This is a genomic window from Hyphomicrobium sp. (assembly GCF_003987855.1).
GTDB lineage: Bacteria > Pseudomonadota > Alphaproteobacteria > Rhizobiales > Hyphomicrobiaceae > Hyphomicrobium_B.
Genome location: NZ_RXIZ01000014.1, coordinates 48,699 through 62,291 on the forward strand (window position 1 = coordinate 48,699; position 13,593 = coordinate 62,291).

At 56.2% G+C, this 13,593-nt stretch carries 12 protein-coding genes, 1 tRNA gene and 1 pseudogene; 11 read left to right on the forward strand and 3 right to left on the reverse strand.

The window, feature by feature from the left end; genetic code table 11:
* Nucleotides 1-61: 61 nt before the first annotated feature.
* Nucleotides 62-135, forward strand: a tRNA-Gln gene (locus EKK30_RS12360).
* Nucleotides 136-572: 437 nt separating this feature from the next.
* Here the strand turns inward: EKK30_RS12360 and EKK30_RS12365 are convergent.
* Nucleotides 573-824: a hypothetical protein gene (locus tag EKK30_RS12365; RefSeq protein ID WP_290985449.1), complete on the reverse strand. Its 252-nt coding sequence runs from the start codon at nt 822-824 to the stop codon at nt 573-575.
* 390 nt (nt 825-1,214) lie between these two features.
* On the opposite strand from EKK30_RS12365, the gene EKK30_RS12370 reads away from it, so the two are divergent.
* The 5 genes and pseudogenes from EKK30_RS12370 to EKK30_RS12390 all read left to right on the forward strand — a co-directional run.
* Complete coding sequence (locus tag EKK30_RS12370) at nt 1,215-1,907, forward strand: response regulator (protein ID WP_290985451.1); 693 nt, start codon at nt 1,215-1,217, stop codon at nt 1,905-1,907.
* Nucleotides 1,904-2,986 (forward strand): ATP-binding protein, encoded by a 1,083-nt coding sequence (locus EKK30_RS12375; RefSeq protein ID WP_290985453.1) that lies wholly within the window; start codon nt 1,904-1,906, stop codon nt 2,984-2,986. The genes EKK30_RS12370 and EKK30_RS12375 overlap by 4 nt, the downstream gene beginning before the upstream one ends.
* A 277-nt stretch (nt 2,987-3,263) precedes the next feature.
* Complete coding sequence (locus EKK30_RS12380; protein ID WP_290985455.1) at nt 3,264-4,355, forward strand: DUF535 family protein; 1,092 nt, start codon at nt 3,264-3,266, stop codon at nt 4,353-4,355.
* Nucleotides 4,356-4,447: 92 nt separating this feature from the next.
* A complete protein-coding gene (locus EKK30_RS12385; protein ID WP_290985457.1) occupies nt 4,448-5,245 on the forward strand; it encodes a response regulator transcription factor in 798 nt (265 codons plus the stop codon).
* Between the two features lie 105 nt (nt 5,246-5,350).
* Nucleotides 5,351-6,079: pseudogene (locus EKK30_RS12390) on the forward strand (VacJ family lipoprotein); the annotation flags it as partial.
* A 228-nt stretch (nt 6,080-6,307) separates the two neighbouring features.
* On the opposite strand, the gene EKK30_RS12395 reads toward EKK30_RS12390, so the two are convergent.
* The gene (locus EKK30_RS12395) at nt 6,308-7,708 is read right to left on the reverse strand and encodes a PLP-dependent aminotransferase family protein (protein WP_290985459.1); all 1,401 of its coding nucleotides are present in this window, start codon (nt 7,706-7,708) and stop codon (nt 6,308-6,310) included.
* 123 nt (nt 7,709-7,831) lie between these two features.
* Here EKK30_RS12395 and EKK30_RS12400 point away from each other — a divergent pair, with 123 nt between their 5' ends.
* On the forward strand, nt 7,832-8,692 hold the full coding sequence (locus tag EKK30_RS12400; RefSeq protein ID WP_290985461.1) for a DMT family transporter: 861 nt from the start codon (nt 7,832-7,834) through the stop codon (nt 8,690-8,692).
* Nucleotides 8,693-8,864: 172 nt separating this feature from the next.
* Here EKK30_RS12400 and EKK30_RS12405 read toward each other — a convergent pair whose 3' ends face one another.
* Nucleotides 8,865-9,734, reverse strand: a complete 870-nt coding sequence (locus EKK30_RS12405; RefSeq protein ID WP_290985463.1) for a MurR/RpiR family transcriptional regulator — start codon at nt 9,732-9,734, stop codon at nt 8,865-8,867.
* A gap of 305 nt (nt 9,735-10,039) precedes the next feature.
* On the opposite strand from EKK30_RS12405, the gene EKK30_RS12410 reads away from it, so the two are divergent.
* From EKK30_RS12410 to EKK30_RS12425, 4 genes are all read left to right on the forward strand, one after another.
* Entirely contained in the window at nt 10,040-10,348 is a 309-nt protein-coding gene (locus tag EKK30_RS12410; protein ID WP_290985466.1) for a hypothetical protein, read from the forward strand.
* A gap of 74 nt (nt 10,349-10,422) precedes the next feature.
* Complete coding sequence (locus EKK30_RS12415; protein ID WP_290985469.1) at nt 10,423-11,877, forward strand: glutamine synthetase family protein; 1,455 nt, start codon at nt 10,423-10,425, stop codon at nt 11,875-11,877.
* Nucleotides 11,878-11,914: 37 nt separating this feature from the next.
* Nucleotides 11,915-12,859, forward strand: a complete 945-nt coding sequence (locus EKK30_RS12420; protein WP_290985472.1) for a carbon-nitrogen hydrolase family protein — start codon at nt 11,915-11,917, stop codon at nt 12,857-12,859.
* Between the two features lie 44 nt (nt 12,860-12,903).
* Nucleotides 12,904-13,584: a type 1 glutamine amidotransferase gene (locus EKK30_RS12425; RefSeq protein ID WP_290985475.1), complete on the forward strand. Its 681-nt coding sequence runs from the start codon at nt 12,904-12,906 to the stop codon at nt 13,582-13,584.
* Nucleotides 13,585-13,593 lie beyond the last annotated feature (9 nt).

Consider the following 13,593-nt stretch of genomic DNA (forward strand, 5'->3'; position numbering starts at 1 on the left):
ATCAAACGCTGCTGCTATGAGGCGCGCTCCGGCGCTCCACCGAGCCGCCCGATCCCGGCTTTGGGGGATCGTCTAATGGTAGGACTGCAGACTCTGACTCTGCCTGTCTAGGTTCGAATCCTAGTCCCCCAGCCAAGGTATTCAAATAGTTATAAGTCGACCCGAGGCGCTTTTCGACAAAGCGTGCATCGCAGGTTAAGCGTCGCCGCGTTCTTTGGACGTCTCGTTTCGCTTTTGCTTGCGGGTCGAATCAGTCCGCTTCCGAGCTAAACTCCTTGGAGCTTCAGAAAGGGGCTCGATAGTGTGCGCCAGAGCGGACCGGTCGGCATTGGGCCATTTCCCTGTTATCGAGCCTTGACGTCAGCAAGTTCGAGTTCGATGTCGGGATAGATATCCGCGAAAACGAATATTCGAAAAACTTAGGCATCGACGTGGAATTGATGGAATTTTTGGTAAGGCATAGCTATTTGACTTTATCGATTTATCAAACAGGTGACTCCGGTGACGCGACGAACTAGCCGGCTTCGGATAGTGGGGCAGAGCTGGCGTCAGGATTGGTCGTCGAAATGGCGCTAAGACGACGCTTTGTATTTGCGATTGAAGATGTCGTCCTTCATCACGAATACCGTGCCGCTTGAATCCTGAACTATCCAATCGCCGATCGTTGCAATCTGTTCCCCATCGGGTGTGGTGACAACAATGCGCGAGCTATCAGGCATTGAGATCAGGTCTCTGAAGTTTTCACGGAGATGTTCGAAAAGCTCGGATTCTCCATTCCATCGCTCGGCGGCGATGTAGGAATTCCTCGCGATGAACTTCCTCACGTGCGTTTCCCCGTGATATTTTCTCGCGTACTCGCGCGTAATGCCGACCCGGCTCTTGGCACGCGAGGTGATTACATCCCTCTATGCATGTTCTATCGACGAAGCATGGATGTAGTGTTGAGACGGGCTTATCTGGGGTCCAGTATTTGGGTGTCGGCAGCGTCTATGCGTCTTCTTGACTTGATCTCAACAATACCTCGACAGAATGCAATCAAGGATTGAGAAACCCTGCAATTTGAGCCGCTGTCTTCGGGAAAAAATCTTGTAACGAGAACCGGAGTTTCCGCTACTGCAAATGGTCGGCGCGACTTCGATCAACGAAATGCACGGCGACCCGGGCTCATGTTTATCCAGATACCCAATGCACATCATCCCCGGACTTCACAACCAATGAATGCGCTCATTCTCATTGTCGAAGATGAGGGCGAGATCGCCGCCATCCTCGAAGCCTATTTTGCGCGCGAGGGCTTTCGAACCGTCCGCGCACAAGACGGTCAGGTAGCTCTCGATCTACATCTGCAATTGAAACCAGACCTGATTGTTTTGGATGTTAAACTGCCGAAGATCAATGGCTATGAGGCGTTGGCCGCAATTCGCCGGCGCGACAATACTCCGGTGCTCATGGCTACAGCGCTGACTGACGATCTCGATAAACTCCAGGCGCTTCGGATTGGCGCTGACGATTATGTCGTAAAGCCGTTCAATCCCCTCGAGGTGGTGGCACGCACTCGCGCAATTCTACGGCGCAGCATGTCGCAGTCCGAAGCCACCATCATTCGCGTCGGTAAGATCGAGATCGATTTAACGGCACACGCTGCCGTCGTGATGTCAGATGATGGGCGACGACAAAAGCTGGACCTCACTCTTACCGAGTTTCGTCTCCTCGCGCACATGGCTCGCGCATCTAACCGCGCGTTTACGCGTTCCGAACTCCTAGATGCATGTCTGCCAGAGGGGGAAGCGATGGAACGCACCGTTGATAGCCACATTAGCAATGTTCGGCGCAAGCTCGAGGCTGCGACAGCCAACGGTTACCTCGAAGGTGTCCGTGGCATTGGCTATCGGTTGGTGCCCGTTACATGAAGACGCCATGGGGGCTGAGCGCGCAGATCACCACGTGGATGATCGCCGTCTCCGCGCTCACATTAGTCATCCTCGTTCTCGGCTGGGCAGCCGCCTATTCGATCGTGTCTCAGGTCGCACCGGACTTGATCCAATTCGATCCAGACCAATCCTGGTGGCACCTAGGGTTAACTGATTGGCTCGGAATTATAGGATCTGGAGCCCTCGGCTTTTCTGTCGCGACATTGGCAAGTATTCTTTTGGCACGGCGAATTGTGCTTCCTGTTAGCGCCGTCGCCAGCGCCGCGCGTGAAGTTGCTAGCGGCAATCTTGCGGCGCGTGCGGACTGTTCGGCCCCGGGCTTCGGTGAGACTGCGCAGCTAATCAGCGATTTCAATCAGATGGCGCTTCAACTTGCGACTTATGAATCAGAATTGCGAACGTGGAATTCGGCCGTGGCACACGAGCTTCGGACCCCGCTGACAATTCTCCGTGGACGTCTGCACGGCGTCCACGACGGTGTGTTCCAACTCGACAAGGCGATGATTTCCAACCTCATCCAACAGGTGGATGGTCTAACTCGTATCGTCGAGGATCTTCGTACCGTCAGCTTGGCAGCAGCGGGCCGCCTCGATCTTTTGCTCGGCGCCGTCGACTTGGCGAGTGAAGCGCAATCGGTAATTGCAATGGTCGCGCCCGATATTGCGGCCGCCGGCGTCACGGTCGAAACCGATTTGAGCGCTGCGATCACACGTGCTGACAGCGCAAGAATTCGGCAGGCATTGCTCGCTCTCATCAACAATGCGGTCCAATACGCATCGGAGGGGGGCTGGATGCGCGTTGAGACAGCAGCAAACGCGACGGATGCCTTGATCCGCGTGATTGACCGGGGGCCGGGCCTGCCACCCGATTTCGGCCCGCGAGCATTCGACGCCTTCTCACGCGCGGAAGACTCTCGTTCTCGCGCACACGGCGGGACCGGACTTGGATTAGCCGTCGTCCAAGCGATTGCGCACGCCCACGGTGGTGCAGCCAGATGTATGTCCGGAATTGAGAAGGGCACTATTTTCGAGATCTCAATTCCGCGCGAGACACGTTAGATCGGCCTGGTACATAGGCTCAGGGGACGAGTTCATCGGGACCTCGTACGACCCGGGTTATATCGCGATCCAGATTTTTTCCTGCCGACATGTGACGTCTCCCGCTCCACAATCTCTCCACGCAATCTCGATCGGCTATGGCCACTCCGGTGCGAACACGTACCCACTGAGTATTGGGATTTTCCGGTCCTGCAGGGGTCCTGCGCGCATAGTTAGGACATCTCCCTATGCCGCCGTCGACGCGCGGCAGACTGAGACAATCAAGGAGGTTCCGACCATGAATGTAGCAGCAGCCGTCTATGCCGCCACGATCCAACGCGCACGGACGAAAGGAATACGACGAGGTGTTCGGACCTCAGTGAAGCTGCTCTTCGATCTGAAGACACTGGTCGAGTTGGTCAGTATCCTAAATGGACCCAATACAATTGCATTCGCAAGAAGGCACCCGGGCGTCATCTACAAATGTCAAGGCCGCTATCTGGCGAAGGGCATAAGCCGACGTCACCGCAAGACCATTCTCAAGTTCCATTATCAGTTCATCGAAAAGTCGGTGAATTCGCAGTTCTATCGAAGGCTCATTTCGGGAAATGTCGAGTTATGGCGAAGCGCGGAAGCGGGTCCGACAATAAAGATTTCGCTGAGCGTTCCTGAATACGGACGCGAGGGCGACCTCTCTCTTATTCTAACGATCGACAGTAACCAGATCTACGAACTCTCATTCACGATCATACCTGGGTCGGTCGCCGGCGTTCCGGGATCGAATGCGCTATTCATTGCGCGCGTTCAAGGCCGAAAGGGCCAGTTCGACGCGATCAGGCGCGCAACGAAAATATGCCGTGACGTCTCGCCGCCTTACCTCCTAATGGCCGCGGCAGAAGGCATAGCCAATGCATTTGGCATCCGGTTTGTCGTTGGAGTTGGAAACGACGATCAGTTAAGCCCCCAAAAAACGTTCGACTACACTTCGTTTTGGGAAACACTGTTGTGTCGGAAAACGGAGGGTCTCTTCTACGTGCTTCCACTTCCTATTTTGGGCGCGCCCCTCGACCAATGCAGCCCTAGCCATCGCCGTAGGACCCGATTGAAGCGGGAGTTCAAAGTCGCACTCTCGCAGGCTGTGGAAACGGCGTTCCTGCGCGAATTGAGAAGCTCATCGCGCAAATCCAAACGCATTGGAGAGGGTGAAGGCATCAAAGGCTTCTGCTATTCCACCGCTCGACACGAAAGGCAAATCGAACTTCAAGCCACAGGTCCCTGCACGTTTTCCATCAAGCGTCGACACGATCTCCATTCGTCCTTGGCAGAATTCTGGGGTCACTCGGACGGTCAACGTTCAGGCCTGCAGTTGCGCAGTGCGCCGACGGTGTAAGATTCTAACTTCGCCAATCTTCCGACTTGTTGCCGTTCGGCCGCGCAATCCGTTCTTCGGAAACACTGAAAAATGCTCTTCGGGGGAAGATCATGCAATCCAATCGTGCCACCCTTACGCTTGAAAAGCGGATTGGCCATATCGAGAAAGGCTGTCACGGCGTTTCGACGGAATCGCGTGGGCAATCTTCGATGAACGATGAAGTCGTTCGAAATCGAAGCTTAAACATTCTCGTTCTTACGAAGAATACTGGCATCGCTGATCAAATCGCCCAACCCTTCAAAGCCAAGAGCGTTGCGCACGAGATTACAACAGATGCTTCTCACGGTTTGAAGCTTGCAGCCGCCGGATATTTCGATGCCGTCGTCGTCGATACCGGTTTCGCTGTCGATGGCGAAACTTGGGTTTCCACTTTGCGAAACCTGGAATCGACGACGCCGTGCCTGCTGTTGCTGAACCGCGAAGATCTCGACGATGATGTGGACGCCGTCACGAATGATGCTGATGATTTTCTGGTGAAGCCCTTCGTGGTTTCCGAGCTTTATACGCGACTTCACATGCTCGCGCGGCGCCCAAGGAAGCCGTCACAGCCAACGATCCTGAGATTCGGTGATTTGGAGATGAACCTCATTTCCCATCAGGTTGTCCGCGGTGGGCGCCGAATACATCTGCCGCGCCGGCAATTTCAGCTGCTTGAGCTTCTCATGAAAGGCAGAGGACGTGTGGTGTCACGACGCGCGATACTGGACCGCCTGTCGGATACCACGTTTGATATGGGGATGAGCGGGGTTCAAGCCAACATATGCCGGCTGCGTGCTCAGATCGATCGCGTGCACGAGACGTCTCTCATCCGCACCGTCAGAGGGATCGGTTACAGTCTGCACGCGTAAGGCGTTTTACGGCGTGAAACACTTGCGCCCTACTAATGCAATCCGCCCAGATCGGTAAACAAGATGCAAATGGGCTCGGCTTTCAATGGTGGGCGTGCTGGCATCATGCAGCGTGTGATCTTCCATTGGCTTTGCATCGGTTGTTTCAGTAGTGCGCTTTGCGCCTGTTCAACTGTCACCGCACCGGGGTCGGCGCTCCAACACCTCACCGCATCGGAATCGGACGAGGCACCAAAAGCGATTTCTGATCCTCACGAGACTCTCAACCGAACCGTCTTTGAGGCCAATCAAAAGTTCAACCATGCGCTTCTTTACCCGACTGCCAAGGCCTACAACGAATGCGTGCCGCAATATATGCGCGATAGACTCGACGCATTTACCGCCAACCTCGGGGAGCCGATGGTGTTCGCAAACGACATTCTACAGTTGCGCTTCAAGGCAGCGGCCACGACGATCGGGCGCGCCGGCCTCAATTCGACGATCGGGCTCGGCGGGTTGTTTGATGTTGCGAGCGCGCAGGGTTTAGCTAAGCAATCGGGCGACTTTGGTCAGACAATGTATGTGTGGGGCTACCGGGAGAGCGCTTACTTGGTGCTACCCATCATTGGTCCCACCAACGTCAGAGATGCGATCGGCAACGGCGTCGAGTTCGGCGTCCAGCAGATACCTACGGCGGCATTACTGCCCGCAGCAGTCGCAACTATTGCGAACAACGTAAACCTCACAGGAAGCGTGACCGGTCCGCTCACCAACATCAGCAAAGCTGGCGACATGCAGAGTCTCGAGGAGAGTTCTATCGATTTCTATTCCATGCTTCGAAGCGTCTCGAGCCAAAAGCGGCAGGCTGAGCTGCAAGAAGCGCTGGATACGAGCGCACTGACTTCGGCGGCACTTCCAGATCCAAATGGGATCGAGCCTGTGACGCAGATCGTCTCGTTTCCGACCCTTCATGAGAACTACCCCGCGTTGAGAACGTTCGGCCGAAGCAGACAAGCGTATTTCTTCAGCATCCTTAGCGTGTGTGGCCCGTCGGTCCTTTCGCGGAAGTGCCACGATCGGAACCTAAGATGCGCGACCGGAGCGGACTGCGCGTCGGAGAACCGCAAAGAGACGGGGATCACTCGATTGCACGACGTTGAAGCGCATAAACGCGGAAGCGGACTGCGAAACGCTGAAGACGTTGCCCGGCGCCAGCACGATGTTCTCTGCTAAGGCCGCTCGTGCCAAATCGGCCGAATCCTGATCGTTCGGTAGCTGGCACCAGAGATGAAAGCCGCCGCGCGGCATCAGCCAGGGCTGAATGCCAACGGACTGCAACCGAGTGCCGGCCTGACGCCGGGCTCTCACAAGGCGCAAGCGTAATTCTTCCATATGTTTGCGGTAACTACCACCCGCAAGAACGCTGGCAATCAGCTCAGCTGCGACGGGGCTGGGTCCACCAAAGTTCGTCGCGACCTGAAGATCAGCAATGCCTTCAATCCAGTCCTCACGGGCCGCGATATAGCCGCACCGAATCGAGGCTGAAAGCGTCTTAGAAAAGCTGCCAATTCGAATAACCCGATCGAGGCCGTCAAGCACAGCAAGACGTGGCGAAGGTTCGGGTTCAAAATCTGCATAGATGTCGTCCTCGACGATCGTAAGGTCGTGAGCCGCAGCTAGGCTCAAAATCTTGTAAGCAGTCTGCGGGGAGAGCGTCGCGCCGGTCGGATTGTGAAGTGCGGAATTGGTGATGTAAAGACGGGGTCGTTCAGTCGTAAGCACCTCATGGAATGCAGTTAAATCCGATCCCGCCGGCGTATAGGGCACACCTACTAGCCTGACCTGATGCGCCCGCAGCAGCGCTCTAAAATTAAAGTAGCAAGGATCATCGACCAATACTGTATCGCCGGGCTTAAGCAGGAAGCGGCAGATTAGGTCAATCGCTTGGGTTCCCGACGCAGTTAGTAACAGTTGTTGCGGGGACGCCTCGATCCCTTCTTCCGCAAATCGCCTGAGCAGCAATCCGCGGAGTACGGGAGATCCGCGCGTGCTTCCATAATAACTAAGCACAGGGTCTTCGGCTCGGGCGAGTGAACGCAGAGCGCGGCGAAGGGCGTCATTCGGCATATACGCTGCTGGCAACCAACCACAGCCCGGCTTCATCACCGTAGGATCGGCATCGAGTGATTGTCGGGAAACCCAAAATGGATCGACGGCACTATCTCGGGGAGGCCACGCGTTTGCGAGCATCATCGGCGGCGCCCTTGTACCGGTGACATAGAATCCCGAACCGCGCCGGGCACGGATCAATCCCTCGGCCGCAAGACGGTCGTAAGCCTCAACAACGGTGGATGGCGCCACACCCATGGTGGCAGCGAAACTTCGTATTGAAGGTAGTCTGTCGCCGGATGTCAGGGAGCGATTCTCCACTTTGGCGCGAATGGCGGTCATCACTTTGGAAGTTCGGGTTGGTGCGCTGCTCATGTTGTTCGACCGCAATTGTATTGCTGAGTAAACCGATACAGTTTTGGAGAATTGTATCGAAGTGTGGTTGGTATCGCTAGATGCGATCGCTTACAGCAGGTGCCTCAACCAAGGCGAGGCAACATGGACAGAACGACGGAGGGATGGGGCAGCGGACTCTTGGGCGTCATGATATTCAGTGGATCTCTGCCCGCGACGCGGATCGCGGTCGGTGGCTTCTCGCCCTTGTTTCTCACATCGGCTCGCGCCGTTATCGCGGCGATTCTCGCAGCAATCTGCCTCGCCGCAGCCCGGCAGCCGCTGCCAGCGAGAGGCGATATTGGCCGCCTCGCCATCGTCGCCCTTGGCGGTGTGGTCGGCTTCCCGCTTCTAACGGCTCTGGCGCTCCAGCTCATCACCGCAGCTCATTCCATTATCTTCATTGGCCTCCTTCCGCTCGCAACGGCAGTATTCGGCGTGCTGCGCGGCGCTGAGAAGCCAAAGCCGGCGTTCTGGCTGTTCTCAGGCCTTGGCAGTGCGACAGTGGCAGGCTTCGCTCTTCTCAACGGCGGGAGAGGTCCGCTTGTCGGTGATATGCTGATGATCGCTGCTATCGTGGTGTGTGGTCTCGGCTATGCCGAGGGCGCAACGCTCTCCCGCCGCCTCGGCGGGTGGCAGGTTATTTCGTGGGCTCTTCTTTTGTCGTTGCCGATGATGGCGGTCGTAGCATTGGCCTCGAGACCGCTTACTTTTTATGGAATCGGAGAGCCTGCCTGGCTCGGCCTTGCTTACGTCTCGGTCTTCAGCATGCTGATTGGATTTATATTCTGGTATAGAGGGCTTGCACTCGGCGGCATTGCCGGTGTTGGGCAGCTGCAATTGCTTCAGCCTTTCTTCGGGCTGACTTTGGCGGGTCTACTGCTCCATGAGGCTGTAGCACCGATGATGATTGTGGCGGCGGTGTCCGTCGTCGTTTGCGTTGCGGGCGCCAAGCGCTTTGCCTGATCGCGAGTTGGAGGTTTAGTGCAACAAATCGATTTGGCGAGCGGCTTTTGACAGCGGCCTCGAAAAAAGGGCGCTGAATCTCTACCTAGTTCGCGAGCGGCACGACGGGAAGTAAAGGTGCGAACACCTATAGCATTCAATCGTGGGCGTTTGGGATCGATGCGCCGATGACCTATCCGGCATCGAGCTTTCGCCGAATTACCTCGAGCTCTTCCATGCGTGCCTTGACCTTCGGCCAGTTCAGGGCGCTGAGGCGCGCGATCATCGCCTCGATCAGAACGGAGATCGGCGCAAACGAATCCCAATTCGAGTTGACGGCAATCCGCAATGCGAAGACGTGCTCCGCCACGGCAGACAGAGGTGACAACCACTCGTCTGTGAAAAGGATAATTTTCGCTCCGCGCGCGGCCGCCTCCTGTCCCATGCGGACGACGTCTTCCTGATAGCGGCGGATGTCAAAGAGCAGATATGTGTTCGACGGTGTCACTCCGAGAAGATGTTCCGCCCAGGTTGCCGTCTGGCTGTCGATGAAGGTTACGTTCGAGCGCAATTCGCGCAAGTGAAGATACGCCTGCAGTGCAAGACTGGATGTGAGCCGGCCGCCCAGGATTGTCACTGGGCGGGTTTCATCTGCGAGCAGGGCGACGGCACCGTCAAATTCGGAGGGCCGGATCAAATGCATCGATGCGGCCATCGCACTCGAGACGGATTCCCAATATTTTGCAAATGCGGGAATTTCCACCAGATCTTTAGCGTCGGCCGCGAGGACGCCCTTCGTCAACGGTGAACGCAGACGCGCTTCCAATTCGTCGCGCAGACGTTGCTGAAAATCGGCATAGGCGCCGAAGCCAAGCTTAGCAATCAATCGCAGAATGGTCGGATTGCTGACGCCGGCCTGCTTGGCGAACTGTGCCACAGTCTGGAGTCCGGGAACCGGATAGTTGCCCAAAAGAATAAGAGCGGCTTTGCGCTCCGTCGGCGTCAGTTGATCGAGCCGTCGGCGGATCATTTCCGCGACGGTGGTATGAGGCAGGCCGGTCATCGATGGGGCTCCAGGTCCGCGATTGCCTCCAAGCCTGTTCGTTTTAGAATTCGTGCCAAATAGTACAGCATCTAGGATCCAAATCGCCGAAATTTCGTGCAGCCGCTAGCCTACTCGAAGCCTGAACACGGGCCAAAGCCTAAAATGGCCATACGCGAGTTGGAAAATTTGGTACAGATGTCTGTTATTTATAGTACAGTACGTGAATATATTTGTTTTTTCTGTTTTATTTGGTACATAGCTTGCAATGAGTTCGGCGGCAGGGGCTCCCGCTGAGAACCCTATGCAGAAGCAGGGGGAAGTGCGTGTATCTGTCGGTAGACAATAGCAAGACGGCCGATGGATGGACGTTCATTGCTCCGTCCCTGGCGTTTCTCACGCAAGCGTTTGCGCTCTGTCTTTGCGCGACGAACATGGAGTTGCTGGGTAAGGACTTTGCGTTGGCGGAATGGATTATCCCGCCCAACGTTGCGATCTTCACAGTGGGCCTCGCCGGCGCATTTTTTATCAAGGCGACCAACCCAACAAAATTCGAAAAGACCGGCAGGCTCATCTATCGGGGCGTGCCCGACGGAATCCTCGCCTCCGCCAAACACTCGGCAAAACCGGCATGAACTTACGCAACTGGTTCCGGCGCTCTGCGCCGGCCACTTTAGGCAACGATCTCGAACTCCAAACTAGGGACAGAATGATGTCGGCCAAGCAGCCTCATTTCATTGAAGACCACGGCCTGTGGAGCGAAGAGCAAAAGCTCATGGCCGCCGATTTGATCGCCAGGATCGAGCGCGAAAACATCAAGTACATCCGCGTCGGCTGGGGCGACCAGCATGGTATCGTGCGCGGTAAGACGGTGACCGCCGCGGAGTTCCGCTCAAGCCTCAAAAGCGGCAAGGATTTTCAACTTGTCACGGCGATCTTCGATACGACGAACCACCCAATCGTTGCGCCGTTCGGCGATTCCAACAAACTAAATGTTCCTGAGATGATCGGGCTTCCCGATGGTGTGCTGGTGCCGGACCCGTCGACCTTTCATGTTCTGCCTTGGGCGCCAGACACCGGCTGGATCTTGAGCGACGCTTATCTCTCTAACGGTACGCCGTGTCCGCTGTCGACGCGCCAGGTGCTGCGCAGCCAGCTCGAGCGTCTTGAGGAAAAGGGCCTTGAGATGGTCGTCGGCCTTGAGTTCGAATTTTACGTTTTCAAGCTCGAAGACCCGAGCCTCCGGCCCGAAGAGAGCGGCTATCCGCCCGAGCCGCCCAAGGTGTCGATGATCTCCCACGGCTACCAGTATCTCACGGAAAATCGCGGCGACGAAATCGACCCGGTTCTTCGTCTGCTGCAATCCAATCTGGAAGCGCTTGGCCTGCCGCTCGCAACCGTCGAGGACGAGTGGGGGCCCGGCCAGTGCGAGATCACCTTTAGTCCGATGACTGCGATGAAAGCTGCCGACAGCGCTCTGTTGTTCCGTTCGGCGGTGAAGCAGATTTGCCGCCGCAACGGCTATCACGCGACGTTCATGGCAAATCCGCAGGTGCCGAACGTCTTTCCGAGCGGTTGGCATATGCATCAGTCGATCCGCCGCATCGCGGACAAGACCAATTTGTTTATGGCGGAAGGCGACGACGGTCCGCTTTCCACATATGGCATGAATTACGTTGGCGGCTTGCTGCAAAATGCGGCAGGAACCTCTCTCATGACCACGCCGACCATTAACGGCTACAAGCGTCAACGTCCCGATGGCTTCGCGCCGTTCAAGGCGGGCTGGGCATTGGAAAACCGAGGGGCGATGATCCGCGTCATCGGGCGACCAAACGATCCGGCGTCTCGCGTTGAAAACCGCGTCGGCGAGCCAACGGCGAACCCATACCTTTATATCGCCTCGCAGCTTATTGCCGGCCTCAATGGTGTCGAAACGCAAAAGGATCCTGGCAAACCCGCTGCTGCCGCTTATCTCGCCGACGCGCCACTCCTGCCGCGCAGCCTCATGGACGCTGTAGAAGGGTTTCGCAACAGCACAGTTATTAGGGATGCTGTCGGTGAAAAATTCTGGAACTACCTTATCATGCTCAAAGAGTATGAAGTCGCCCGCTTCCTAGCCGCGGTTACAGACTGGGAGCAAAAAGAATACTTCGAGATGTACTAGCGCGGCTCAATCATTCAATGCCCAGGTCATCAGGAGAATGCTTTTGAAGATCGCCGCTGCTCAGATCAGGCCCGTTTGGCTCGACAAACGCGCGACCGTCGCAAAAGTCATCGACACAATAAAGCTAGCGGCCGCCGAGCGGATAGATCTGCTGGCCTTTCCTGAAGCGTTCGTGAGCGGATATCCGTTTTGGTTATGCCGGACGAATGCCGCTGCGTTCGGCGATCCGAAGCAGAGCGAAGCCTATGCGCGTTTTCTTGACGCGTCGATGGAGGCCGATTCCGAAGAGGTGAAAGAGATCGTGCAGGCGGCGCGCGACTATCGTGTGTCCGTCTTTCTCGGTTTCAACGAGCGCGGCAACGGGATTGGGCAAGGCACGCTGTACTGTTCCTTGTTAAAGGTCGACTGCAACCAAGGGCTGTTGGGCGTACATCGCAAGCTCATGCCGACTCACGATGAGCGCTTGTGCTGGGGTGCTGGAGACGCGCACGAACTTCGCACGCACCGCATCTCAGGAGTTCAGGTTGGCGGCCTTTGTTGCTGGGAAAACTGGATGCCGATGGCGCGATTCGCTCTGTACTGCGGCGGCGAGGAGCTACATATCAGCCTTTGGCCTGGCAATGCCGTAGTCGCAGAGGGCATCGTTTCCGCTACAGCGCGCGAGGGCCGGGTCTGGTCGCTGAGTGTTCACGGACTTTTGTCGATGAGCGATATCCCCGATGATTTCCCGTTTAAATCGGAACTTATCGCGGAAGGCCATGATGTGATTTTCAACGGCGGCTCTTCGCTGGTTGCGCCGGATGGAACGGTCGTCATTCAGCCATCGCCTGGCGTGGAAGGATTGATCTCGCACACCATTGACGTGAAAAAAGTCTACGAAAACCGGCAGCTTTTCGATGTCACTGGCCACTACTATCGGCCGGATATTTTCGACCTTCACATTCGCGGCGACCGCTTCGACGCCGCGAAGCTCTGGCGCTGATCAATTCGAATGCTGCATATTAAATTGGAGCCGCCTGCCGGAAGATGAGAATTACCGTCATTCAGAACAGCGCGTATGGCCGCGCCGGTCTCGTTGAAAAATTCATAGCATCTAAAGGTTGGACGTGTCGGCGCACACTGTCGCCGAAAGATATCGTGACGACTGATCTCGCCGATGTCGTGGACGATACCGTCGTCTTTCTCGGGTCGCGCCGCGGCGTCTACGAAACTCATGTCCAATGGATTGCTCGCGAGCGAGCGTTAATGAGGCGTCTCATCGACAAAGCTGTTCCGGTCTTGGGTATCTGCTTCGGGGCGCAACTGCTCGCGACCGCCGTGGGTGGCGCGGTCAAACCGATGAGACATCGATATCGCGGCTGGATGGAAAATACCGTTGCGAGCACTCCCATGTGGCAGGGGCCGTGGCTGCGCTGGCATGGAGATTTCATTACGTTGCCAGTCGGGATAAAAGTGCTGGCGAGCGATAACGAGACCGTGCAGGCATTCGAATATGGAAACGCGGTTGGCGTCCAATTTCATCCCGAAGTTTCAAATGCGGTACTTAAAGATTGGGGCGCCTATCGAAGTGCCATGCCCGACGAGGACCAGCGATCTCTCGCCAAGGCTCTGAACTACGCGGATAACCACGCCTTCGAAATCGAAAAACGCGCATTCTCACTATTTGACAATATCTTCGAAAAGATTTCGGGGCGGAGTTCGGCATGAGACGCCGCA